Here is a 24,855-nt window from a genome sequence, read left to right on the forward strand (position 1 = left end):
CGCGCCGGACTCTTTTGAGTCTACGCTAACACAGCCACCCCGGTTTCGTTGCCGGGGCGATGTGCGACGACGGGGCACGCCCGCCGTCGCGGCACACCCTACCGCACAGGCCGTCCGCCGTGCTTGGCGTATTCCATCCGCGCGATCGTCCGGTTGTGGACCTCGTCCGGACCGTCAGCGATGCGCAGGGTCCTTACCGTGGCGTACATCTCGGCCAGCACCGTATCGCCCGACACCCCGGCTCCGCCGAACGCCTGGATGGCGTCGTCGATAACCTGCAGCGCCATTCGGGGGGCGGCCACCTTGATCTGGGCGATCTCGGACTTGGCGTTCTTGGCCCCGGCCTCATCGATCATCCAGGCGGCCTTCAGCACCATCAGCCGGCACATTTCGATATTGGTGCGTGCCTCGCCGACCCGCTGTTCCCAGACCGAATGCTCGGCCAGTTGTTTGCGGAAGGCCGTGCGGTTCAGCAGCCGCTGGCACATCAGCTCCAGCGCCTTTTCCGCCGCCCCGATCACCCGCATGCAGTGATGGATGCGGCCGGGCCCCAGACGCCCCTGGGCGATCTCGAATCCCCGGCCCTCGCCCGCGATCAGATTCTCGACCGGCACGCGGACGTTCTCCAGCACCACCTCAGCATGGCCGATGGGCCGTTCGTCATAGCCGAACACACTCAGCATCCGGTCGATGCGGAAGCCCGGCGTGTCGGTGGGGACCAGGATCTGGGACTGCTGGGCGTGGGTCGCGGCTCCGGTGTCCGTCTTGCCCATGACGATGGAGATGGCGACGTTTGGATGCCCCATGTTCGTCGACCACCATTTGCGGCCGTTGATCACATAGTGATCGCCGTCGCGGACGATCGAGGTCTGGATATTGGTCGCGTCCGACGAGGCCACCTCGGGCTCGGTCATCAGGAAGGCGGACCGGATCTCGCCCGCCATCAGGGGCTTCAGCCAGCGGTCCTGCTGCACCGCGTTCCCGTACATATGGAGCACTTCCATATTGCCGGTGTCGGGCGCGTTGCAGTTGAACACCTCGGGGGTCCACAGGCCCGCACGGCCCATGGCCTCGGCAAGGGGCGCGTACTCCAGATTGCTCAGGCCCGAGCCGTGTTCGCCGGGCAGAAACATGTTCCACAGGCCGGCGTCGCGTGCCTCGGCCTTCAGCGCCTCCATGGTCTTTGGCTGGACCGTGTGGTCGGCGTGGACCTCGGCCCAGTAGTCGGCGGCGCGCGGCAGCACCCGCTCGTCGAGGAAACGGGTCACCCGCTCCTGAAAATGCAGGGCCTTGTCGGAGTGTTTGAAGTCCATGGTCGTCGTCCTTCCCGATACGCGAACGGCGCGATCCGCAGGGACCGCGCCGTCTCTTTTTCTTGTACTGTCAGCAGGCCATCAGCGCTTCAGCAGCGGGGCCAGCTTCTGGGCGATCATCATGTCGCCGGCGATCTTCAGCTTGCCCTGCATGAAGGCCATCATCGGGTCCAGCTTGCCGTCCGACAGGGCCATGAAGTCATCCCAGCTCATGGAGATGGTGGCATCGGCGGGCTTGTCCTCGTTGGTCACCGAGTTCGGGACGGAGGCCCCGTCGATGTAGATCTTGCCGGCGCCGCCGAGGTCCAGCTTCACGGTCTTGCCCAGACCGGAGTTGTCGCCGACAGCGCCGCGGATATGTTCGGTTACCTGAGCCAGATCAGCCATGGTCGTCTCCCTGGGAACGATGAGGCGCAAGCCCTATCGCTCCCCGTCGCGGGTCACAAGATCACGCGGGGGAAACCTCCGGTATCCGCGCCCCGTCAGGGCGACGGAACAACCGGTATCAATCTGCCGTCAGCGGATTGCGCACCGGCCCGGGCTCCGCTATCGAGCCTGCCTGCCGGAGACGTGGCCGAGTGGCTGAAGGCAACGGTTTGCTAAATCGTCATACCCTGTAAGGGGTATCGAGGGTTCGAATCCCTCCGTCTCCGCCAGAGCCTCCGGTGCGCTATCTCGAAGAGGCGCTGCGGAGGGGATCGTGACGGCCCGCGCCGCACAATGCCTCTATTCGCCTTCACGGCCGGAAGCGGCGGAGATGGTGGCCTATCTGGAAAGCCTGTCGAGCGTCGAGGTCCGTCACCGCCGCCACTGATATCCGGGACGTTCAGGGCTTCAGAAGACGCTGTGCAGCCGGCAGACCCCGCCGGCGATGGCGAGGTCGATCGTCTGTGCGGGTCCCATGAGGGCGGCCTCGATGCGGACCGCCTCGCAGCCGCACGCGCGCGCCCGCTGCAGGATTTCGTCGACGAGCGCCGTGGCGATCGGGCCGGGGCGGGTAAGGTCGAAAGCCACCAGTTCTAGCAGTCGAAGCGTTGGGTGCACCGCCTCGGGGTCATCCAGCCGGTAGCGGCCGAGGCCGCACAGCGGGCCTGTGCCCCGTCTGGCCAGAACGATGCGCTCGTGGCCAGTCGCCTCGCACACCGCGAGCGCATCGGCCCGCCAGGCGTCGCCCCCGAGACAGGGATCCATCAATTGGGCGAGCACGAGGGCCTCGTCGACCTCCTCCGCCCGTAACCCCGTGACCCTGAGCTGCCCCATGGGGCCATGGTCCAGACTCCCCGACAAGACGCCTTGATCTCGATCAAACGCGTGGCGCATCGTTAGAGACTGGTTCAGAAGCGAGGCGCGGCGTAAGAAGCGCACACCATGCTCGAGTTGAAATCTCTCCCTGACGGCTGCAAGGCCCGCCGTCAGACCAACGGTTGCGACACCTGCGGCGCGCGGGCTTTCAGCGTCTGCGCAAGCATCGATGATGAAAACTTGGCCCGGCTGGACAGCCTGGCCGAACATCTGACGCTGTCGCCGGGAGAGGTCCTGATCCGCGAAGGCGATCCGGCCAACCATGTCTTCAACATCACGGGCGGGTCGATTTGCGTTTACCGATTGCTGGCCGACGGCCGGCGGCAGATCACGGGCTTTCTGTTCGCCGGAGATTTTCTGGGTCTGGCCACCGGCGAACGCTATGCCTTTTCGGCCGAGGCTATCGAGGCGGGGTCGGCCTGCCGTTTTCGCAAGACCGACTATCGCACCCTGATTCTGGAGACTCCGGCGCTGGAGACCCTGCTTCTGGATCGCGCCCATCACGAACTGGCGGCGGCCCAGGCCCAGATGCTGCTGCTGGGCCGCAAGACGGCCATCGAGCGCGTCTCGACCTTCCTGCGGGACCTGCCCGGCGCCGATCCCATGCGGCCCCCGCCCACCGGCCGGGTCCACCTGCCCATGACCCGGGCCGAAATGGCCGACTATCTGGGCCTGACCATCGAGACCGTCAGCCGCGTCCTGACCCGGTTGAAGACCGAGGGCGTGATCCGCCTGATTTCCCTGACCGAAGTCGAGATCGTCCGCCCGGCCCGGCTTCAGGCCTTGGCTGACGGCGAGACCTGACGGCCCGGCAACGGCAACCGCACCGACGCCCCATCTTTCGAGACGGTAATGGACGACGTCGCCTGGACTGACCGGGGTGCCGACTAACCGCCGCCCCATCCTGGATCGACGCCCCGGCGACTCCATGATCGTGGTCAGGGGCGTCAGTCCTCCAACCCCGCATACAAGGCGTAGAAGTTGATCGTGTCGACGATGCCGTGGACGAGCACGATCGGCCAAAGGTTGCGCTTCATCAGAAGGAATGCCGTGCCGAAGGCGATACCGATGGCCGCGGTGGTCACGAACCCGCGCAGGCCCTGATAGTAAAAGTGCCCGAGGCCGAACAGAAGAGCGGCCATCAGAACGGCCAAGGCCGCGCCAAACGGGACACCGCCAAAGAGGGCTGCCGCCCGTGTCACGAGGAAACCCCTGAAGAACATCTCTTCCCCGAAGGCTGCGGCCGTCCAGACGATCCCGAGCCACAGCAGGAACATGGGCAGGTTGCCCCGGACGTCGCCCCAGCGATCCTCGACGCCCTCCGGGACGACCGTCATGAATTCCCAGCCGAGCGCTTCGCTGCCCAGGAGAACACCGGCAACGGCGGCCGCGAAGAAGCCGAACACCAGCAGGGCTTGAGGCAAGACCATGAGTTTCGCCCTGGCCCCTCTGAGCGGGATCAGGCCGAATGACGACCAGCCCTCCCCCCGCCTGCGCAGATAGAGGGCCAGACAGACCAGCGTCGCGACGAGCGATACCGGTCCTGCGAACCGCCAGAACAGGGGGTCGAAGGCGATACGAAGGCCCAGTGCAAGGCCGCCAAAGACGGCCAGCTCGGCGATGGCCCGCCCCCGGCCGATTGCGGGGCCTGCCAAACGGTTCGCGGCCGGAGCTGCCTGTGCGATCGTCCCAGTCGTGTTGTCTGCCATGGCCATGCCCCCGTGTCCGGAAGGGGCCGGATAGACCGGGCCCTTCAAGCCGATCTTGAACGTCTGTGCATGGCGACCCAGCTCCGGGGCGTCATGCCGTAGGTCTTTTTGAACTGCCGGGTGAAGTGACTCTGGTCGGCGAAGCCGCTGGCCTGGGCCACATCGGCGAGGCCGGCACCGGTGACCATCATCTCACGGGCCCTGTCGAGCCGCCTGAAGGTCAGATAGCGATGGGGACTGGCCCCAAGCAGGGCCCGAAAATCGCGCGAAAGCGACCAGCGGTCGTACTGCGCGGCTTGTTCGAGGTCGCCAAGGGTCAGCGCCCCATCAATGTTTGCATCAATGAAATCCCGCACGCGCAACACCGCCGCATGGTTGGGAGTCCCGGCGGCAAGAGGCACGCCAGCAGCGCCGCACAGGGCGGTCGTGAGTTCGGAAATCGCCTGATCGCACTCAAGGTCTTCGAGGGGGCTTTCCATGTCACAGAGCAGGCGCCCGACCACCCGCCGGAGCCCCGGATCGTCGGACACGCCCCCCTCGATGAATGGGAGCGCTCGCCCGCCCAGAACCCGCTGGATGTCGGAAGGCGCGACATAGGCCGTCCGGTACTGGAACGGCAGGTCTCCCCCCGAGCGTCCGTCGTGCAACTCGTCCGGATGCAGGACGACCAGTTGCCCGGGGAGGGAATGGCGGACAGTGCCGCGATAGTCGAACGTCTGGATCCCCTCGAGGGTGATGCCGATCGCATAGGTGTCATGCCGGTGGGGCGCGAACGCCGCGCCATTGAAGCGCGCCTCGATCCGATCAATTCCCCCGGCCGACCTGACCACCCAATTGTCTGCAGCGGCAGCCATCTCAAACTCCGGACATAGAACGCGGATAAGCATCGACCATTGGGCGGGTCATGGCCCGTGACTCTTTGGACAGTTTCCGGCCGTGAGCGGCGCCGGACCCGGCACCCCTGATCCGTCGTCCCGACCCTGGCACCCGTTGAGGTTTGATCGAGGTCAAGGCGCATCCGGACGCCGGGCGGCAGGCTGATCCCGCAGGCCCGGACGGGGCCGGTCGGAGCCCTTGCCCATGCTGGAGTCAGACGCCTGCGCCGGGACCCGGCGGCATCTGCGGACCGCCTCGCTGATCGCGCGCTATGACGCCAATCTGCCGCGCTATACCAGCTATCCGACCGCGGCACGGTTCACGCCTGACGTCGGTGGCGAGGACTGGGCCCAGTGGCTGGGTCAGGTCGGTCCGGATGAGACGATCTCGCTGTATGTCCACATCCCCTTCTGCAAGACCCTGTGCTGGTACTGCGCCTGCAACACGCGGGCGGTGAACCGGGCCGAGACGATCAGCAGCTATGTCGAACTGCTGGCCCGGGAGGCGCAGCTGGCCGCCGGGGCCCTTGGGCGGCGTCAGCGTGTGGCCCGGCTGCATCTGGGCGGCGGGACGCCCAACATGCTGGCGACGGAGGATCTGGACGCCCTGTTCACGGCGCTGAACGCGGCGTTCGACTTCGCGCCGGATGCGGAGATCGCCGCCGAGCTGGACCCCGCCGGCCTGACCCAGGCCTGGGTCGCCGCCGCCGCCCGCCACGGGTTGAACCGGGTCAGTCTGGGGGTGCAGGACCTGTCGCCGAAGGTGCAGCGGGCGATCAACCGCATCGAGCCGTTCGAGGTCGTGGCGCGCGCGGCCGGCTGGGCCCGGGAGGCCGGGGTCCGGTCGCTGAACCTGGACCTGATGTACGGGCTGCCGCTGCAGGGACGGAACGATCTTCTGGCCACACTGGAGCAGGTCGTCACCCTGCGGCCGGACCGCATCGCCCTGTTCGGCTATGCCCATGTGCCGTGGATGAAGCCGCATCAGAAGCTCATCAACGAAGCGGACCTGCCCGGGCCGGCCGAGCGGTTCGCCCAGAGCCAGGCGGCCGCCGCCTTCCTGATGGGGGCCGGCTATGAGGCCGTGGGTCTGGACCATTTCGCCCTGCCCCACGACAGCCTCGCCATCGCCGCCCGCAGCGGCCGGCTGCACCGCAATTTCCAGGGCTATACGACCGATGATGCGACGACCCTGATCGGTCTGGGCGCGTCATCCATCGGCCGGTCGGCCCGGGGCTATGTGCAGAATCACACCGTCGAACGCGACTGGCGCCGCGCGGTCTCGGAAGGGCAGTTGCCGGTGGCGCGGGGTCTGGAAATGACGACCGACGATCACCGGCGCGCCGAGGTCATCGAGCGGCTGATGTGCGATTTTGCGGTTCTGCTGCCGGCCATCGAACGCCGCCATGGACCGGCACCGGACCGGTTCTCCGCCGCACTCTCGCGACTGGAGCCCCTGATCGAGGACGGACTTGTGACCTGTGCCGACGGGGCGATCTCGGTGACGGAGCTGGGCCGGCCGTTCGTGCGGCTGGCCTGCGCCGCGTTTGACGCGTCTCTGGAACCCTCCAGCGGGCGGCACGGCCGGATGATCTGAGGTTTGCGCTGGATCAAGGCGGCGTGCGGCCCAAGGGATCACACCGCCGCAGACGCCTCCAACCGGCCGCATCCCGCGACCGGACCGCGTCGTGGACCTCAAGATGCGCCCGAACACTTCAGCCCGGATCGCCGCCCTCGGAGCCGGTCTCGCCCTCGCCGCCCTCGCCGCCTCTCCCGCCGCTGCCCAGGACTGGCAGGTCGCCCGCAAGGGAGACTGGATCGTCACCGGCCGGATCACCGATGTCTCCTCCGGGGCCGATGATGCCATCACCACGGCTGCGGGGGCTGCGAGCGGCCTGAACGTCGAGGTCGGCGACAGCGTGATGCCGACGCTGGGCTTCACCTGGTTCCTGACGGACAATCTGTCAGTGGAGGCGATCCTGGGGGCCACGCGTCACGAGATCCGCGCCCAGGGCGGAACCACGGACGTCGCCGTGCACGAGACCTGGGTGCTGCCGCCTGTCGTGACCCTGCAGTATCGTCCGCTGCCGGAAGCCCGGGTCAGCCCCTATGTCGGGGCGGGGATCAACTACATGCTGTTCTTCGGCGGCGACAACCGGAACGGCTTCGACGTCGAGCTGGATGACGGGTTCGGCTATGCGCTTCAGGCCGGGGCCGATGTGGCCGTGTCCGGCCCGTGGACCGTCAATCTCGACGTCAAGAAGGTGTGGTTCAACACCGACGCCAGCGTCAACGGCGGCGCGCTGAAGAGCGATGTGGATCTCGATCCGTGGGTCGTCTCCGTGGGCGTCGGCCGCAAGTTCTAGAGCGGCCGTGACGGGGCGCGGGGCGGCCGGGCATTTGGCCCGCCGCCCCGTCCTGTCCTCCTGTCGTCAGACCAGCGGGGGCCGGGGAGCCGCGGCGTCAAAGGCTTCGGCCATGGCCTGACGCAGGGGCTTGGCCCGGTAGTCGGCGTCATAGGGGTTGGGCCGTTTGGGCAGCCCGTCCGCGCGGGGCCAGCGGCCCTGCAGCCAGGTGTGGCGATCGCTCACGCCCCAGGCCATGACCGTGTCCAGCTGGGGGTATTCCAGCATCAGATCCAGATAGCGGCGGCCGAGGGCGGCGACCTCGCGGTCCCGGATCGCGGGGTCGGCGGGCAGGTTCTTGTCGTGGACGTCGAACTCGGTGATCGCCAGCTTCAGGTCCAGACCGATGGCCTGATCGAGGAAGCGGCGCCATTCCGTCTCCTGCGCCGTGTCGAAGCCGACGGAGTCGTCGGAGTTGCCCGAGCCGATATGGCTCTGGACGCCGAGCGCATCGATCGGCACGCCGCGGGCGCGGAAGCCCTCCAGCAGGCGCATGACCCCGGCACGGTGACGCTCATGACCGGCCTCCCAGCTCATATAGTCGTTGTAGACCAGCTGGGCTTTGGGCGCGGCCTCGCGGGCCACGTGGAAGGCGACATCCAGCACCGACTGGCCCATGGCCTTTGACAGGCTGGTCTCGCGCAGTTCGCCGGTGTCGGCGTCGACGGTCTCGTTGATGACGTCCCAGGACACGACCTGCGGATACTGCGCGCAGACCCTGCGGATGTGGGCCGTCAGGATCCGCTCGGCTTCGGACGCCGGACGCGAACCGAAGTCGTGGTTGGTCAGCCAGTCGGGGAACCACTGCGGATGGTGCCACAGCAGGGTATGGCCGCGCATCTTCATGTTGTGGGCGGCGGCATAGTCCACGATCGCGTCGGCGCGCCCGAAGGTGAAGTCCGTCGCATTGGGCCGCAGGGCGGGCCATTTCATCTCGTTCTCGCAAACCAGGGCCCCGCATTCGGCGGCGATCACGGCCAGCCAGGCGTCCGCATCGGCGGTGCCGCGATTCAGCACCGGTGCCGCCGGGAGGGCGCTGCCGAAAATGATGCCCTTTTGGGTGGCGAGCGCGTGCAGCGAAGGCTCAGCCGTCTGCCCGCGAACGGCTGTTCCCGCGACGGCGGAGGTCGACAGCGCAGCGGCTGCGGTGGCGAGAAGGGCGCGTCTGTCGATCATGTCCGGCTCCGGCTTCAGGGTTGCCAACCATATAGAAGCAAGGTCAAATGTCCGACAAATGAAAACACGCACCCCCCTCCCCCTGCTGCTGGGCACCCTGGCCCTCGTCGCCTCAGGGGCCGCGATGGCCCAGACTCCGCCCGCGCGCTTTGAATCGTTCACCTATGAAGGGGCCGATCCGGCGACGTCGGGGACACTGGAGCCCGGCCAGTATCGCAACCCGATCCTGAGCGGCTTCTATCCGGATCCGTCGGTGACGCGGGTGGGCGAGGACTATTATCTGGTCACCTCGACCTTCAGCTACTTCCCCGGGATCCCGGTGTTCCACAGCCGCGATCTGGTCAGCTGGACCCAGATCGGCAACGCCATCGACCGGCCGGACCAGCTGGACTTCGCCGCTCTCGGCCTGTCGCGTGGCGTCTTCGCCCCGACCATCGAGCACCACGACGGGGTCTTCTACATCCTGAATACCTGCGTCGACTGCGGGGACAATTTCCTGATCACCGCGACGGATCCGGCCGGGCCGTGGAGCGATCCGGTGTGGCTGCCGGATCTGGTGGGCGGGATCGATCCGTCCCTGTTCGTCGATCAGGAAGGACAGGGCTGGATCCTCAACAATGGCCCGCCCGAGGGCGAGCCCGAGTATGACGGCCACCGGGCCATCTGGATCCAGCGCTACGATCTGGAGCGGCAGGTTACCTTCGGCCCGCGGACGGTGCTGGTGAACGGCGGCGTGGACTTCAGCACCAAGCCGATCTGGATCGAGGGTCCGCACCTGACCTTCCGCAACGGCTGGTACTATCTGACCTGCGCCGAGGGCGGGACGGCGGAGGGGCATTCGCAGGTGGTGCTGCGCTCGCGGTCGCCGGACGGGCCTTTCGTGGCCTTCGAGGGCAATCCGATCCTGACCCAGCGTGGCCTGCCCGCCGACCGCCCCTACCCAATCACCTCGGCCGGCCATGCGGATCTGGTCCAGACGCCGGACGGGGACTGGTGGGCGACTTTCCTCGCCGTGCGACCCTACGGGCCCGACCAGTACAATACGGGGCGCGAGACCTTCCTGCTGCCGGTCGACTGGTCGGGCGAATGGCCGATCATCACCGTGCCGGATCAGGTCATCCCGTATCAGGCCGCGCGGCCGGACCTGCCGGCGCAGCCCGCCCCTGCCGTGCCGACCAGCGGCCCCTTCAAGGTGGTGGATGAGTTCGACGGACCGGCCCTGCCGCCGCACTGGATGATGATGCGCAACCCGCGCGCGGCGTGGTTCGATCTGGCCGCGACGCCGGGGAGCCTGAGCCTGACGCCGCGGCCGGTGGATCTGGGAGACAATGGCAATCCGTCCTTCCTCGGCCGGCGCCAGCAGCACCAGTTCGCCACGGCCGAGACCGCGATGGACTGGACGCCGGCGCAGGAGGGCGACCGGGCGGGTCTGGTGGCGCTGCAGAGCGATGACTGGTGGTATTTCCTCGCGGTCGGACGCGAGGACGGAGAGACCGTGATCCAGCTTCGGCGACGGGCCGGACCGGATGAGGCGGCCGACGGGGTGGTCATGGCCAGCGCGCCGCTGGCCCGGGCTTCGGACGCCCGCCGTCTGAGAATCACGGCGCGGGCCGACCGCTATGACTTCGCCTATGCGGGTGAAGGCGGCGACTGGACCGACCTGATGACCGATGTCGACGGGACGATCCTGAGCACGCGGACGGCGGGGGGCTTTGTTGGCGTGGTGTTCGGCCCGCATGCGCGGGCGGGCCACTAGTCCTCGTTGGTCGGCAGTTTCGCGGCGTCGTAGTTCTGGCCGAAGTTGAGCACGAGAGCGGGGCCCAGTTCGACCGTGTGATCCGCCGTCGCCAGATGGACCGAGACACCGGTGGTTCCGCCCTCATAGTCCCGCGCGGCGACACCCGAGGCATAGACCATCTTCCACGCCGGGCCGATCGTGCCGGTGGCCTCTGCGATGGCTCCATAGGGTGCCGATCCCTCCTGCACCCGGACCGGCAGGGGGCTGGTGGTCTGCCCGGAGGGCGGCGTCGCCAGCCGGGCCCAGACCGCCAGCAGGATGGTGTCGCCCTGTTTGATCGCGCCCCGGATGTGCATCTGGCCCGAGATGGTCCACGGCTGACTGGAGCGGCTGGCGCGCACCGAGATGGCCCGCTCGCCCAGGACCCCTTCAGCGCGGCGGGGACGCGGCTGGGTGTCCACCCCGTTGACCTGCCACGACGTCACGGGCGGGTTGTTGATGATGTACTGGACGATGTCGGTGTCGTCCTGCGGTGCCGGCGCGGCCATGGCCGTTCCGATCAGCACGAGGGCTGCGATCAGTCCGATCGATACGCGCATGGCTCACTCCCCTGTCCGAGTTCCCTGCGTCATCGCGTTTGACTCGGTTCGCCGATTAACTCAGACAATTGCAAAACGAAAATCAAGGGGAACGCCGTGCGCTCAACAGGACCCGGACGCGGATCACGATTTGGGGCTGTCCTCCCGGCCCTGGCGCTGCTCGCCCTGCCCCCCGTCGCCGCAGCCCAGTCTGCGCCCCTGCCAGCCCTTCGGCTCAACCAGGTCGGGTTCGAGACGGCGGGGCCCAAGGCAGCGACGCTGGTCGATGGCCGCACCACGCCCGTCCCGTGGACGCTCACCGACGCGTCCGGCCGGACTGTCCTGAGCGGAGAGACGGCGGTTCGCGGCGAGGATCCGACCTCCGGCGATCACACCCACATCGTACGCTTCGACGCCCTGCGAGCGCCGGGGCGCTACACCCTGACGGCCGGCGGTCATGGCAGGGACATCACGATCGCCGACGCGCCGTTTGCGGTGCTGAAGCGCGACGCCCTCGTCTTTTTCTACGAGAACCGCAGCGGCATACCGATCGAGGCGGAGCATGTGGCGCGGCCCGACCTCGCCCGGCCGGCGGGGCACGCGCCGGACCGGGCGACCTGTTTCGACGGTGAGGATACGCGGGGCAATGTCTGGCCCGGCTGCGACTATACGCTGGATGTGTCCGGCGGCTGGTATGATGCGGGCGACCACGGGAAGTATGTGGTCAATGGCGGGATCTCGACCTGGACCCTGCTGAACGCGTGGGAGCGGGCCAGCCTCAGGGGCCTGGCCGACCCGTACCCCGACGGGGCGGCCGATATCCCTGAGGCCGGGAACGGCGTGTCCGACCTGCTGGACGAGGCGCGGTGGGAGGTCGAATTCCTGCTGCGAATGCAGGTGCCGGACGGGGCCCGCCTGCAGGTGCCGGTGGGGCGTGTCACCCGGGGCCAGCCGCTGACCTTCAGCGAGATCGACGCCGGGGGACTGGTGCATCACAAGGTGCATGACGTGCGCTGGACCGGGCTGCCCATGGCCCCCGCCGCCGATCCGGAGACCCGCTATCTGTACGCCCCCAACACGGCGGCCACCCTGAACATGGTAGCGGTGGCGGCCCAGGCGGCGCGGATCTGGAAGACCATCGACCCGGCCTTTTCCGAGCGCGCGCTTGCGGCGGCTAGGCGGGGACTGGCAGCGGCCAAACGCCATCCCGAGCTCTATGCCGTGGGCGATTTCCATGGCGGCGGCAACTATGGCGACGAGAGCCTGATCGACGAATTCTACTGGGCCACGGCGGAGCTGTATGTGACCACGGGGGACGCCGCCCTGCTGGCGGATCTGAGGGCGTCGCCGCTGTATCCGGGCACGTCGGGCCAACCGGTGCGTCGGACCGGGGATATCGGCTGGAACAGTGTCGGTGGACTGGGCACCATCGCCCTGGCCCTGTCTGAAGGCCGCGTGCCGGAGGCCGAGCGGGAGGCCGTGCGACAGAGCGTGATCGCCAGCGCGCGGCTCTGGCTGGGCGAGACGGAGACGCAGGGCTACGGGCACCCGTTTAACAGCGCCTTCTACAGCTGGGGCTCGAACGGCAATCTGATGAACCGGGCCATGGTGCTGGGTCTGGCCCATGACTTCACCGGCGAGGCCGCCTTCCGCGACGGAGCCGTCGCCGCCCTCGACTATGTGCTGGGCCGCAATCCGCTGGATCAGTCCTATGTCACCGGCCATGGTGACCGGCCGATGCGCAACCCGCATCACCGCTTCTGGGCCCATTCGGCGGACCCGGCCTATCCAATGCCGCCGGCCGGGGTTCTGTCGGGCGGGCCGAACAATACGGCCATGACCGATCCGGTGGCCGAGACGATGCGCGGTCAATGCCAGCCCCAGACCTGCTGGCGCGACGACATCGGGGCCTTCACCCAGAACGAGGTGGCCATCAACTGGAATGCGCCCTTCGTCTGGGTCACCGCCTTCCTCTCGCCGACCTAGCCGGACTTCGACGAGAGGCCGGCCGGGGCGCGTAGTCGCGGCGTGACCATGGGGATGGTCAGCATGGTCGAGCCCACCGCCATCAGCAGCAGGGCAGTGAAGGTCTCGTTGGTGATGATCTGACGATCCAGCAGGATGTTGGCGAAGATGATCATGATCAGGGCCTTGGTCTGCAGCAGCCAGCCGATGATCGAGGCCTCGCCCTTCTCCCATTTGAGGATGCGACCGGCGAGGCCGACGCCCGCCAGCTTGCCCGCCACCGAGGCGAACAGCAGCAGGGCGGCGGCCCCGAATACGGCCATGCCGCCCACGCCCCACTGGGTCCGCAGGCCGGTGGACAGGAAGAAGACCGGCATGATGGCCAGCAGGACATGGTCGCGGAACAGGTCCATTCGCTTGCGGTCGAACCACTCGCCGTCGAGGACCGCGCCCGACAGAAAGGCCCCGACCATGAAGTGGAGGCCGGCCCAGTCGGCGGCGAAGCCGCAGGCCGCCAGCCAGATCAGGGCGACATACCAGCGGTCCCGCTCCTGCAGCCGCACCATCAAGGCCCGGATGGCCCAGGTGGCGAAGGCAAAGCCAACCAGGAAGGTCGCCTGACGCCCGACCCGTTCCCAGTCCAGCAAGATCAGGGCCAGCACACCCCAGATGGCGATGTCGTCCAGGCTGGCGTAGCGGAGCACGCGCTGGCCGATGGGGGCGCGCAGGACCTCGAGCTTTTCGAGAAACAGCACGAGGATCGGCAGGGCGGTGACGGCGCAGGCCATCCCGATGCCCAGCACCACCTGCCACGGCTGGCCCTCCGGGCCGGCCCAGCCCGGGAACTGGAGCATGACCACGGCCGCGAGCGCGCCGAAGATGAGGGGGACGGCCAGGGCCAGCCCGGCCGTGACTCCGGTCTCGCCGCGGCGGGCCCAGGCCTGTTTGAGGTCCAGCTCCAGTCCGGCGATCCAGACAAAGATCATCACCGCCCACCAGGCGATGCCGTTCAGGGCCGTGATGACATCCGGGGTGAAGACGAAGGCGTAGTAGCCGGGGAACACGGCCCCGAGCACGCCCGGCCCCAGCAGGATGCCGCAGATGATCTGAACCACCACGAGCGGGGCGTAGTAGTCGGTGCGCAGGACCCGCCACAGCAGCCACGGGACCGAGAAGATCAGCAGCAGGGCGATCAGGAACAGTTCGGTCGTCGTTATCGTATGCATCCGCCCCCCCGGAACGCCCCTGTAACATCTTCCGGCCTCACGTCACGCGAGGGGCAGCCCAGTCATGCCGCCGCGCAGTGCTGCGCGATGAAGTCGGCGTGGGTCGGCATGTAGTCGGCGGAGTTGCGGATGGCCTCGGCTGTCTGTTTCAGACGGCGGCGTGTCTCCTCGACCGTCAGCACGTCGGCCACGGGGTCATAGGCGGCCGGCTGGATGTTCTGGCCGATCATGACGGCGAACCAGCTAGTGTCGTTGAACAGTTCCTCATTCTCGCGGAAGACCCGGCCGCGACTGCGGAAAATCTCGTACTTCTCCATCAGGCTGTCCGGCAGGGGCATGGTACGGACATAGTCCCACAGCGGCGAGTCCGTCCTCTGGGTCGCGTTGTAGTGCAGGACGATGAAGTCGCGGATCCGCTCGGCTTCATGGGCGACAACCCGGTTGTAGCGGCGGGTCTCGGCCGGATCGAACTGGCGGGTCGGGAACATGGCCAGCAGGTTGGCGATGCCGCTCTGGACCATATGGATGCTGGTCGATTCCAGCGGTTCAATGAAGCCGGAGGCGAGGCCGAGGGCGACGACATTGCGGTTCCACGACTGCTTGCGCCGCCCGGTGACGAACCGCAGGGTGCGGGGGTCGGCCAGGGCCTTGCCGTCCAGCTGGCCCAGCAGGTCGTCGGTGGCCGCCGCCTCGTCGATGAAGCGGCTGGAGAAGACATAGCCGTTGCCGGTGCGGTGCTGGAGCGGAATGCGCCACTGCCAGCCGCCGGCGCGGGCGGTGGAGCGGGTATAGGGCACGGGATCGGCGACCCGTTCGCACGGCACGGCCACGGCCCGGTCGCAGGGCAACCAGTGCGACCAGTCCTCATAGCCGGTCTTGAGCGCCCCCTCGATCAGCAGGCCGCGGAAGCCGGAGCAATCGATGAACAGGTCCGCCTCGACCCGGCGACCGTCGTCCAGGGTCACGGCCTCCACGAAGCCGTCCGTGCCGCGCAAGGCCACATCAACGATGCGGCCTTCCATCCGGACCACGCCCTTCGCTTCGGAGTACTCGCGCAGGTATTTCGCATAGAGGCCGGCATCGAAGTGGAAGGCATGGGCGATCTTCGACAGGGGTGAACGGCCGGCATCAATGGGGCGCATGAACTTGCCGCGATCGGCGGCCATGGCCTGAAGCGAATAGTCGGTGATCCGCGCGGGGTCATCGAGCTGGTTTAGCCGCAGCCAGAAGGCGTGGAAGGAGACCCCCTCCATATCGACGCCAAACGGGCCGAACGGGTGGAAATAGCTGTCGCCGATCCGGCCCCAGTCGCGGAACTGGATGCCCAGTTTGAAGGTGCCCTGGGTGCGCCGGACGAACTCGTCCTCGTCCAGGCCCAGCATGGTGTTGAAGGTGCGGATCTGGGGGATGGTCGCCTCCCCCACCCCCACGGTGCCGATCTCCTCGGATTCGATCAGGGTGATGTCGGCATAGGCGGGGCCCAGGATCTTCGCCATGGCCGCGGCGGTCATCCAGCCGGCGGTGCCGCCGCCGACGATGGCGATCTTCCGGATACGGTCGTCGGTGGTCATGGTTCAGGAGACCCTGGACAGTTCGGCGGCATGGGGCGACCCGGACAGGGCCGAGGCGTGGGCGGGCATGGCCTCTGCCGCGCGTGCGATGACGGTCCGCATCCGCTCCAGCTGCGTGCGAACCTCCTCCAGCGGACGATGGTCAGCCAGGGGGTGATAGCGGCGCGGGATCACGTTCTGGCCGAGGAAGACCGAGACCCAGGCCGGCTCCTCGAAGGTCTCCTCGTCATACAGGCTGACTCGTCCCCGGCTGGAGAACATGCGGATCTTGTGGGCCAGTTCGTCAGGCGGCGCGGTCTGGCGAAGGGCGTCCCACAGCGGCTCTCCGGCCCGGGCATTGGCGTGATAGTGCAGGATCAGCAGGTCGCGCAGCCGGTCCGCCTCGGCGGCCATCAGCCGGTTGTACTCCGCCGCTCCGGCGGTCATGGGTCCGCCCGTCGGGAACAGGCCCAGAAGCTTGCTGACCCCGCTCTGTACGCGGTGCAGACTTGAGGGCTCCAGCGGCTCGAGGGTCGCGGCCGACAGGCCGATGGCGATGCAGTTGCCGATCCAGGTTTCCGAGCGGCGGCCGTTGGTGAACGGTGTGCCCTCCGTCTTGCCGCCGGCAAAGGCGCTGGCCGAGACGCGGGCCGTGCCCGTGCCGGCCTGAAGGGGCACGCGCCACAGCCAGCCGTTGCGGACCGCCCGGGCCTCGGTCAGGGGCGCTCCAATGGCTCCGGGGGCCGTTGAACAGGCGATCCGGTCGCAGGGCAACCAGTGCGACCAGTCCTGCCAGGTGGCCCCCAACCGGCCGATCAACTCTGCAGAGACACCGGTCGAAATCGATGAACAGGTCGGCCTCGAAGCGGCGGCCGTCGCGGGTCAGGACGGCGGCCACGGTGTCGCTTGGGGCCGCCCGCTCGATGTCGGCGAACTGGCCGCGGATCGCCTCGACCCCTAGGCGCAGGGCAACGGCTTTCAGCGCCGCGACATAGGGGGCGACCGGCAGGTGCAGGCCCGAGGCCATGGTCGAGGTGACGGAGCGCGGATCGTCGGACGGTCGGCTGAACCGGCCCGCGCGCGCGGCGACGGCGGCGAGGGCGAAATCCTCCAGCGGGGGGACCTTGCCCGCGGCCTTCAGCCGCAGCCAGTAGTGATGAAAGCCGACGCCCTCCAGCGTGGCCCCGATCTCGCTGAAGGGATGGATGTAGTCGTGATCCCGCCGGGTCCAGTCGCGGAAGACGGTGCCGAGCCGGAAGGTCGCGCCGGTGGCGGCCATAAAGGCCGTCTCGTCCAGACCGAGCGAGGCGTTGAAGCCGGTGAGGGACGGCAGGGTCGCGTCGAAGGGGGCCAGGGTGCCGCTCTCAGCGGGGGCCTGAGGGTCCTCGATCAGACGGACCGCCAGCCGGGCACCGAAGGCGCGCGACAGGGCGGCCGCCGTCATCCAGCCGGCCGAACCGCCGCCGACGATCAGGACCGATGCGGGTGGCCTCATGCGTGGGCCCCGGCGGCGCAGCAAGCCCGGACGAAGGCCTCATGCGAGGGCATGGCCGCAGCCGCGCGCTGGATCGACGAACGCAGGGTCTCCAGAGTGTCAGCCAACGGCCCGTCGGGCGCGCGGTCGCTGAGCGGATCCCAGGCGTCCGGCTCGATCCGCTGGCCGAAATAGACCGCCAGCCAGCTGGGCTCGAGGAACAGGCCGTCGCGATAGCGGGCGACCACGCCGCGCTCGCGGAACAGGGCCACCTTTTCCGCCAGACTGTCGGGCACGGCCATGGTGCGGCAGTGATCCCAGAAGGGCGTGTCGTCCCGTTCGGTCGCATTGTAGTGCAGCACGAGGAAGTCGCGGATCCGGTCGTACTCGAGGTCCATGACGCGGTTGAATTCGTCGGCGTCGGCGGGATCGAAGCCCGTGTCGGGGAACAGTTCGACGAGGTTGGTGATGGCGGCCTGGATCAGGTGGATACTGGTGGACTCGAGCGGTTCGAGGAAGCCGCTGGACAGACCAATGGCGACACAGTTGCCCAGCCACTGACGCCGGCGCCGTCCGGTGGTGAAACGCAGCAGCCGCGGCTCGGCCCGCGCCGGACCCTCCAGCCGGCCCATGAGCCGCTCGACGGCCTGATCGTCGGACAGGAAGGCGCTGGAATAGACATAGCCGTTGCCGACCCGGTGCTGCAGCGGGATGCGCCATGACCAGCCGGCTTCCAGCGCCGTGGCCCGGGTGTAGGGGATGGAGGGTTCCACCGTGTCGCACGGCACGGCGACGGCGCGGTCGCAGGGTAGCCACTGCGTCCAGTCCTCATAGCCAGCCTCGAGGGCCCCCTCGATCAGCAGGCCACGGAAGCCCGAACAGTCGATGAACAGGTCGCCCTCGATCCGTTCGCCGCGGTCCAGGTCGATGGCGCGGATGTGGCCGCTGTCCGGGTCCTGCTCGACCCGGGTGACCTTGCCCTCGGTCCGGACCACCCCGCGCGCCTCGGCGTATTCACGCAGATAGGCGGCATAGAGCCCGGCATCGAACTGGAAGGCGTAGGAGAAAGTCGACATCACCGACCGGGGATCGGTGTCCGGGCGGGCGAACCGCCCCATGCGGGCGGCCACGACGGGCAGGGAGTAGTCGTGGATGTCGGCGGCCGCCCCTGCCCGGCGCAGCCTCAGCCAGTGATGGTGAAAGCCGACCCGGTCGATCGACCGCCCATAGGCCCCGAACGGATGAATGTAGGAATTGCCCAGCCTTGCCCAGTCGCGGAACTCGATGCCGAGTTTGAAGGTGGCCTGGGTCCGGGCCATGAAGGTGTCTTCATCCAGACCCAGCCGCTGGTTGAAGGCACGGATATGGGGAATGGTCGCCTCGCCGACGCCGACGGTGCCGATGGCTTCGGACTCGACGAGGTCGATGGTGAGCCCGGGACGTCTGACAAGGGCGGCCAGAGCGGCCGCCGTCATCCAGCCAGCGGTCCCCCCGCCGACAATAACAATGTGCCTGATTTCAGTTGCGGCCATGGCTGATCGCGCTCCCCGCCCGCGGCAGCAAGATCATGTCCGGGCCCGGCTTGGCAAGAATAATGATGATGTTGCGCTGCAGCGAAAACAGGGACTTACCGTCGCAGGACGGCCATTACTCAGACACTTGATGGTCTCAATCGGTTGGGCTATGACTCGGGTAATGGTAGCGTTACCAAGACGCTATAAAATAACATCGGGGAGAAACACATGCGCCAATCCACCGCTACAGGTGCGTCCGGAGGTGCGGGTCGGAACTCGATCCGCTACGGCGTGTCGGCGCTCGCCGTCGCCGCCGCCTTCGCCGCATCGCCCGCCCTGGCGCAGACCGCGCCTGCCCCGCAGGACGACGATGAGGCAACCCAGGTCGAGGAGGTCGTAGTCACCGGCATCCGGGGCAGCCTGCAGAGCGCCCAGACGATCAAGCGCAACGCCGAAGTGTTCGTCGATTCCATCAGCGCCCAGGATATCGGGGCCCTGCCCGACCGGTCAGTGACCGAGGCCCTGCAGCGGGTGCCCGGCGTGTCGATCGACCGCTTCGCCGCCGGCGTGGATCCGGACCACTTCTCGGTCGAAGGCTCGGGCGTGGTCGTGCGCGGCCTGACCTTCGTGCGGTCCGAGTTCAACGGGCGCGACGCCTTTACTGCCAACAACGGCCGCGCCCTGGGCTTCGCCGACGTGCCGTCCGAACTGCTGGCCGGCGTGGACGTGTTCAAGAACCAGTCCGCCGACCTGATCGAGGGCGGGATCGCCGGCACGGTGAACCTGCGGACCCGGGTGCCGTTCGACCAATCGGGAGACCTGATCTCGGCTTCGGCCGAAATGAGCTACGGCGACTTCATCGAGGAGTGGACGCCGACCTATTCGGTGCTGGGCAGCAAGCGCTGGGACACCGAATATGGCGAGTTCGGCCTGCTGGCCAATTTCGTGGACTCCCAGTTGAAGTCGCGCGGGGACGGCCAGCAGATCTCGAACTTCTCGCTGCGCAGCGACCTTGCGCCGACGCCGGTCTATTTCCCGCGCGGGGCGTCGTTCCGCTCGCAGGAATTCGACCGCCAGCGCACGGGCTATGCGGCCGCCGGTCAGTGGCGGAGCCCGGACCGGACCATGATCGCCACGGCCCAGTTCCTGCGCTCGGAAGCGACCCAGGCCTGGACCGAGCACGCTGTGGAAATCGCGACGGACCTCGTCACCGACGCGGGCGACTCTCGCCCCGTCCTCGGCACGACCTTTGAATTCGGCGACGACGGCGTCTTTACCAACGGCACGATCACCGGACCAAACGGCTGGCGCGACGATCAGCTTGATGGCCGGGACAACCGGAACCCTGCCTTTGGTCTGCAGAGCAACAACCAGCGCCGCGACGTCTATTCCGAGAACATCACCACGGACTATGGCTTCAACTTCAAATGGACGCCGAACGACCGGCTGAAGGTCAACTTCGACATTCAGCGCGTGGAATCCACGGTCGAGAACCTCGACGCCACTATGTGGGCTTCGACCTATCAGAACGCCTCGATCCAGCTGCGCGGCGACGAGGTGCCAATCGTTGCCTTCCTGCCACCCTCTGAGAACGGCACCGTGGTCCAGTGTCCGGCAACCATGCCCCCCACCGCCGGCTGCTCGCGCTACTACAATGCGCCCAACGATAACTTCAGCAATCCGTTCAACAGCTTCGTCCGTAACAACATGGACCATGCCGAGGACAGCGAGGGCGAGCTGACGGCTGTCCGGCTGGACGGCGAATACACCTTCGATGAGGACAGCTGGCTGGAGTCCGTGCGTTTCGGCTATCGCCGTGCGGAACGGGAACAGACTACGCGCTTCTCGGCCTACAACTGGGGCGTCCTCAGCGAATCCTGGGGTGGCGGCGGCCCTGTGTGGCTGAGCGACTCGGCCGACGGTGTGCCAGAGCCCGGTCCGGGCCTGCCCGGAACGGCAGGGACCGTTGTGGGGTCACGGTTCGAGCCGTTCGCCTTCAATAACTTCTTCCGCGGCGAAGTCCCGGTTCCGACCGGCGACCAGCCGCGGCTGTTCTACAATCAGAACATCGTTCAGAACTATCAGGCCTATGCCGACTTCGGCCTGCTGATCGGGGATGAGTGGCGCGACCGGCTGGGGGCCGATGGGTGTCCCCAGAACTGGGTGCCGCTGGCGCTGCGTTGCGACGTGGTTCCGGGGACCCAGTACCGGCTGAACGAAATCAATCCGGTCGACGAACAGACCGACGCCTTCTACGGCATGCTCCGCTATGCCGGAGAGCTGGAAAACGGGGTCCGGCTGAGTGGCAACATCGGCCTGCGCTATACGACGACCGATCGCCAGGCTGGCGGCTATATCGCCTTCCCGCGGGTAGCCTTCTCCACGGAAGCGGAGTGCGCCGACGTCCCGGACGGCGAAACGCCTACCCCCTTCTGCCGCCTCGTCTCGCCGGAGGACCGGGCCGCAGCGCGGGCTTTCGCCAACGGCGCCATCACTGAGGACACGGCCGAGGTCACCTATGATTACCTGCTGCCGAGCTTCAACCTGAGGGCCGAGCTGGATGGCGGCAAAATCTTCCGCTTCGGCTATTCCAAGGCCATCACGCCGCCGGACATCGGGCTGACTCGCAACTATTTCAACGTCAATCTGTCCGCCAATGAACAGGACATCGTGGACGGCCGGCCCACGGGGCGGTTCGCGGTCGGCAATCCGCTGCTGAAGCCGATCCAGGCCGACAGCTTCGACGCCTCGTTCGAATGGTACTACGGCAATCCCGGGTCGTTCACCTTTTCGCTGTTCTACAAGACCCTGACCGACGTCATCACCAACGGAACCGAGCGCCGGGCCTTCACCAACAACGGAGCCACCTTCGACGCCGTGGTGACCACGCCGGTCAACTCTGACGAGGAGGCGACGGTCCAGGGCTTCGAAGTGGCCTGGCAGCATACGCTGGACGACCTGTTGCCGTCGTATCTGGCCGGGTTCGGGTTCAACGCCAACTACACCTACATCGACTCCGAGGGCGTGCCGCAAAGCACCCTGTCCAACACCGATCCGGATGTGGCCGCCGGCCGGGTGGCGAATATCGACACCAGCCTGTTGCCGCTCCAGAACCTGTCGGAGCACACCGTAAACGTGGCAGGCTTCTATGAGCGCGGCCCGTTCGCCGTGCGCCTGGCCTACGCCTGGCGCTCGGAATTCCTGATCACGCCGCGGGACGTCATCGTCCCGTTCGCCCCGATCATGAACGAGGCCACCGGTCAGCTGGACGGCTCCGCTTTCTACTCGGTCAATGACCAGATCAAGATCGGGGTCCAGGCGGTGAACCTCACCAACGAGATCACCCGGACCTCCCAGGTGCTGAACAACGACCTCCTGACCACAGGACGGTCGTGGTTCATGAACGACCGGCGCTTCACCTTCATCGTGCGCGCCACTTTCTGACGGCCTCCTGAAGACCACCTCAGGCCCCGGCGGTTCGACCGTCGGGGCCTTTTTCTTTGGTCACCCGTAGCCCCTGGTCGACCCGCGCGGCCTGCCGCGGCTGTGGATCGGCAATGCCACACGGTCTCTACGCGACGACCTGTCGGACAATGTCGCCTGCGTAGGCGCGGGACGCCCGGCAGCCCGCCTGCCGCCGGCCAGTCGCGGCGTTCCTGGACCGATGACTACGACCGTGTCAGGGCGGATCCGCGATTCCTGATGGCCAGCCTGCGCCGGACCTGAAGGTGACCATGACCGGTCGGGGCCCCGTGAGGCAGGCGTGCGCCAACGAGCGCGCCGGGGGGAAGACGTCACCGGGGCTGGCGACAAAGGGCGGCGAGTTCGGCCTGGATGTCCATCCGGGCGGGCAAGGGCACGCCGGCTTCGACTGCTGCGTTCTCAAGCGACAGGGGGGTGGCGCTGTCGGTGATGGTCCGGTCCGACGCATAGAAGGGGTCGGCCATGGCCTGTTCCAGGGTCACGAAGCGCACGCCGCGCGCCTGATACATCGCCAGAAGACGCGGCATCATGTGGGCATCGAGCGCGCCGACATGCATCAGCAGGACATAGGGGATGTCGCGCCCGTAAAGCTGGTTCGACAGGCTCCGCGAGGCGTCAAGCGCGTTCCCGGCCGAGGCCAGATACAGGGCCTCGAGACGCGCCATCCCGGCCGCATCGCCCGCGGCCCGGCAACGCGCCCAGGGTTCATTGAACGCCCAGTCACTGAAATCCATGGTCACGCTGGCCACCTTGTAGCCCCGCTCCCGCAGGATCGCCCGTGCTGCGACGCGAACCGCGGGGTCCTGACCCTCGGCCAGGAACGGATAGCGGAACCAGCGCCAGTCGGTGTCGCCCGCCAGGGCCTCGATCACCGGCTCGTTTCGGATCAGTTCGGTCGCGAAGACCTCAGGCCCGACCGTATCGAGGTTGGCATGCGACCAGCCGTGGTTGCCGAGGGGATGCCCGGCGGCGCGCCAGACCTCAAGCACGGCGCGGTCGCCGGGTTCGGCCTCAAGCCCGGCCGCATTGACGAAACCCATGGACGGAGGCGCGCCGGCGTCGGCGAGGGCCGCGACCAACCGGGCAATGACGCCCAGACGGGTCTCGCCGGATGGCAGCGCGCTGTGGGCCGGCAGGTCATCGAAGGTCAGGGCCATGTCCTGGGCGCCGGCCGGCGAGGCCAGCGACAGGACAGACAGGGCCGCAATAATGCCGGCGCGTCTCACGGCCGGGCCCGGAACAGGTCGAGGGGGACGGCGTCGGCCATCATCGTGTAGCCGGCCATGGACGGATGCAGACCGTCGCCGCCGTCGAAGGCCGCCGAGAGATGGTCCGGACGGGCGGGGTCGCGGGTGATGGCGTCAAAGTCGATCACGGCGTCGAAATTGCCCGGTGTCCGGATCCAGGCATTGACCGCCTGCCGGTCTGCTTCGGTTTCGGAACCGGGGTGATAATAGGGCGAGCCGGCGAAGGGCATGATCGTGGCCCCGATGGCCACAATGCCGCGTTCGCGGGCGCGGGCCACCATCTGGGCATAGGCCGCTGTCAGGTCGCGGACGAGGGCGGCGTGCGCCGCGGGCGTGGCCGGAGCGTCGCGTGTCAGGACACCGAGGTCGTTGACGCCCTCAAGGATCACTACATGGGTCACGCCGGCCTGGTTGAGAATGTCGCGGTCGAAGCGGGCCGCGGCGTTGGGGCCGAGGCCGTCGCGCAGGATCCGGTTGCCACCGATGCCGAGGTTGATCACGGCGGCATTCTCCAGACCGGCGGTCGCCCTCAAACGCTGCGCCAGACGGTCTGACCAGCGCTGGTTCGTGTCGGGTACGACGCCGTAGCCGTCGGTGATGGAATCGCCGAACAGGGCGATCACCGCCGGGGCGGTGGCCTCGATATCGATGGCGGCCAGAAGGTACCAGCGGGTCACGGCGGCAGGCTGATCGAGCGTCGCCGCCGTGGCCTGGTCGCCCCGCGCCACGAAGGTGGTGGCCCGCGCGCCGGGATGACCCGTCTGCCGCGACGGCATGGCGGGCAGGTGAAGGCTGACGGCGAGGTCGGTCCCGGGATCGACCGGCAGATCGACGGGATCGGACACATAGTCGGCACCGGCGGGGACGGTGACTGCGGGCTCCCCCGAGAAGGTCAGCCCGGCACCCGATCCCGGCTGCAGGGTCGATTGACCCGGAGCCACGGCGCGCCCGATGTGAGCAGCGGAAATCTCGAGGGGCGCGTCGCCGAACCGGTTTGACACCCGAACCCGGACACGGGGGCCGCCGGCAGACAGCCGCACGATCTGGCGCAGGGTCACCGGCCCAGCGTCGGCCGGGAGGGCATTGTCGCCCTCCGCCAGCATCTGGGCCGAGGCCCAGCTGGTGCTCCAGCGGGTGGTCCCGTCCTGGGCCGCGGCCGGTCCGGCCAGGACCAGAGCGGCGATCACCAGACCCTTCACAAGTACGCGGCGGATACTGAGCATGCCATTCACCCTGCTGAGCCCGAAGACTAGCGACGCCCCCGATCGAAGGCGAGCGCATTTGCCCCTTTTGTCAGACT

At 67.7% G+C, this 24,855-nt stretch carries 20 protein-coding genes, 1 tRNA gene and 1 pseudogene; 8 read left to right on the plus strand and 14 right to left on the minus strand.

What is annotated here, in order from left to right:
* Positions 1–98 precede the first annotated feature (98 nt).
* Positions 99–1,313 (minus strand): acyl-CoA dehydrogenase family protein, encoded by a 1,215-nt coding sequence (locus SJY26_RS13055; RefSeq protein ID WP_396593441.1) that lies wholly within the window; start codon positions 1,311–1,313, stop codon positions 99–101.
* Between the two features lie 81 nt (positions 1,314–1,394).
* Entirely contained in the window at positions 1,395–1,700 is a 306-nt protein-coding gene (locus SJY26_RS13060) for an SCP2 sterol-binding domain-containing protein (protein WP_396593442.1), read from the minus strand.
* A gap of 177 nt (positions 1,701–1,877) precedes the next feature.
* Here SJY26_RS13060 and SJY26_RS13065 point away from each other — a divergent pair.
* Positions 1,878–1,969, plus strand: a tRNA-Ser gene (locus tag SJY26_RS13065).
* Positions 1,970–2,147: 178 nt separating this feature from the next.
* On the opposite strand, the gene SJY26_RS13070 is transcribed toward SJY26_RS13065, so the two are convergent.
* Positions 2,148–2,573, minus strand: a complete 426-nt coding sequence (locus SJY26_RS13070; RefSeq protein ID WP_396593443.1) for a hypothetical protein — start codon at positions 2,571–2,573, stop codon at positions 2,148–2,150.
* A 108-nt stretch (positions 2,574–2,681) separates the two neighbouring features.
* Here SJY26_RS13070 and SJY26_RS13075 point away from each other — a divergent pair, with 108 nt between their 5' ends.
* Entirely contained in the window at positions 2,682–3,419 is a 738-nt protein-coding gene (locus tag SJY26_RS13075) for a Crp/Fnr family transcriptional regulator (RefSeq protein WP_396593444.1), read from the plus strand.
* Positions 3,420–3,562: 143 nt separating this feature from the next.
* Here the strand turns inward: SJY26_RS13075 and SJY26_RS13080 are convergent, their stop codons facing one another.
* Complete coding sequence (locus tag SJY26_RS13080; protein WP_396593445.1) at positions 3,563–4,270, minus strand: lysostaphin resistance A-like protein; 708 nt, start codon at positions 4,268–4,270, stop codon at positions 3,563–3,565.
* A 98-nt stretch (positions 4,271–4,368) separates the two neighbouring features.
* Positions 4,369–5,178 (minus strand): AraC family transcriptional regulator, encoded by an 810-nt coding sequence (locus tag SJY26_RS13085; protein ID WP_396593446.1) that lies wholly within the window; start codon positions 5,176–5,178, stop codon positions 4,369–4,371.
* A 226-nt stretch (positions 5,179–5,404) separates the two neighbouring features.
* Here SJY26_RS13085 and hemN point away from each other — a divergent pair, with 226 nt between their 5' ends.
* Positions 5,405–6,796 (plus strand): oxygen-independent coproporphyrinogen III oxidase, encoded by a 1,392-nt coding sequence (gene hemN, locus SJY26_RS13090; RefSeq protein ID WP_396593447.1) that lies wholly within the window; start codon positions 5,405–5,407, stop codon positions 6,794–6,796.
* Between the two features lie 103 nt (positions 6,797–6,899).
* Complete coding sequence (locus SJY26_RS13095) at positions 6,900–7,565, plus strand: OmpW family protein (RefSeq protein ID WP_396593448.1); 666 nt, start codon at positions 6,900–6,902, stop codon at positions 7,563–7,565.
* A gap of 66 nt (positions 7,566–7,631) precedes the next feature.
* On the opposite strand, the gene SJY26_RS13100 is transcribed toward SJY26_RS13095, so the two are convergent.
* Entirely contained in the window at positions 7,632–8,780 is a 1,149-nt protein-coding gene (locus SJY26_RS13100; RefSeq protein ID WP_396593449.1) for an endo-1,4-beta-xylanase, read from the minus strand.
* Between the two features lie 58 nt (positions 8,781–8,838).
* Between SJY26_RS13100 and SJY26_RS13105 the strand changes: the two genes are divergently transcribed.
* Positions 8,839–10,536, plus strand: a complete 1,698-nt coding sequence (locus tag SJY26_RS13105) for a glycoside hydrolase family 43 protein (protein WP_396593450.1) — start codon at positions 8,839–8,841, stop codon at positions 10,534–10,536.
* Here the strand turns inward: SJY26_RS13105 and SJY26_RS13110 are convergent.
* Positions 10,533–11,117: a hypothetical protein gene (locus SJY26_RS13110; protein ID WP_396593451.1), complete on the minus strand. Its 585-nt coding sequence runs from the start codon at positions 11,115–11,117 to the stop codon at positions 10,533–10,535. The two genes, SJY26_RS13105 and SJY26_RS13110, sit on opposite strands and share 4 nt — an antisense overlap.
* 96 nt (positions 11,118–11,213) lie before the next feature.
* Between SJY26_RS13110 and SJY26_RS13115 the strand changes: the two genes are divergently transcribed.
* The gene (locus SJY26_RS13115; protein WP_396593452.1) at positions 11,214–13,082 is read left to right on the plus strand and encodes a glycoside hydrolase family 9 protein; all 1,869 of its coding nucleotides are present in this window, start codon (positions 11,214–11,216) and stop codon (positions 13,080–13,082) included.
* Here SJY26_RS13115 and SJY26_RS13120 read toward each other — a convergent pair.
* From SJY26_RS13120 to SJY26_RS13130, 3 genes are all read right to left on the minus strand, one after another.
* Entirely contained in the window at positions 13,079–14,287 is a 1,209-nt protein-coding gene (locus tag SJY26_RS13120; RefSeq protein ID WP_396593453.1) for a cation:proton antiporter, read from the minus strand. The genes SJY26_RS13115 and SJY26_RS13120 overlap by 4 nt on opposite strands.
* Before the next feature lie 62 nt (positions 14,288–14,349).
* The gene (locus SJY26_RS13125) at positions 14,350–15,858 is read right to left on the minus strand and encodes a tryptophan halogenase family protein (protein WP_396593454.1); all 1,509 of its coding nucleotides are present in this window, start codon (positions 15,856–15,858) and stop codon (positions 14,350–14,352) included.
* Positions 15,859–15,861: 3 nt separating this feature from the next.
* On the minus strand, positions 15,862–16,644 hold the full coding sequence (locus tag SJY26_RS13130) for a tryptophan 7-halogenase (protein ID WP_396593455.1): 783 nt from the start codon (positions 16,642–16,644) through the stop codon (positions 15,862–15,864).
* Between SJY26_RS13130 and SJY26_RS13135 the strand changes: the two genes are divergently transcribed.
* Positions 16,634–16,798, plus strand: a complete 165-nt coding sequence (locus tag SJY26_RS13135) for a hypothetical protein (RefSeq protein WP_396593456.1) — start codon at positions 16,634–16,636, stop codon at positions 16,796–16,798. The genes SJY26_RS13130 and SJY26_RS13135 overlap by 11 nt on opposite strands.
* On the opposite strand, the pseudogene SJY26_RS13140 reads toward SJY26_RS13135, so the two are convergent.
* Together SJY26_RS13140 and SJY26_RS13145 are read right to left on the minus strand one after the other, a co-directional pair.
* A pseudogene (locus SJY26_RS13140) lies at positions 16,739–17,332 on the minus strand (tryptophan 7-halogenase); the annotation flags it as partial. The gene SJY26_RS13135 and the pseudogene SJY26_RS13140 sit on opposite strands and share 60 nt — an antisense overlap.
* Positions 17,329–18,843 (minus strand): tryptophan halogenase family protein, encoded by a 1,515-nt coding sequence (locus tag SJY26_RS13145; RefSeq protein ID WP_396593457.1) that lies wholly within the window; start codon positions 18,841–18,843, stop codon positions 17,329–17,331. The gene SJY26_RS13145 and the pseudogene SJY26_RS13140, both read right to left, overlap by 4 nt.
* A 210-nt stretch (positions 18,844–19,053) precedes the next feature.
* On the opposite strand from SJY26_RS13145, the gene SJY26_RS13150 reads away from it, so the two are divergent.
* A complete protein-coding gene (locus SJY26_RS13150) occupies positions 19,054–22,269 on the plus strand; it encodes a TonB-dependent receptor (protein WP_396593458.1) in 3,216 nt (1,071 codons plus the stop codon).
* Between the two features lie 350 nt (positions 22,270–22,619).
* Here the strand turns inward: SJY26_RS13150 and SJY26_RS13155 are convergent, their stop codons facing one another.
* On the minus strand, positions 22,620–23,534 hold the full coding sequence (locus SJY26_RS13155; RefSeq protein WP_396593459.1) for a polysaccharide deacetylase family protein: 915 nt from the start codon (positions 23,532–23,534) through the stop codon (positions 22,620–22,622).
* Positions 23,531–24,778, minus strand: coding sequence for an SGNH/GDSL hydrolase family protein (locus SJY26_RS13160; protein ID WP_396593460.1), 1,248 nt, complete (start codon positions 24,776–24,778; stop codon positions 23,531–23,533). Before SJY26_RS13160 ends, SJY26_RS13155 begins: the two co-directional genes overlap by 4 nt.
* Positions 24,779–24,855 lie beyond the last annotated feature (77 nt).

Source organism: Brevundimonas sp. R86498 (assembly GCF_044598075.1).
Classification (GTDB): domain Bacteria; phylum Pseudomonadota; class Alphaproteobacteria; order Caulobacterales; family Caulobacteraceae; genus Brevundimonas.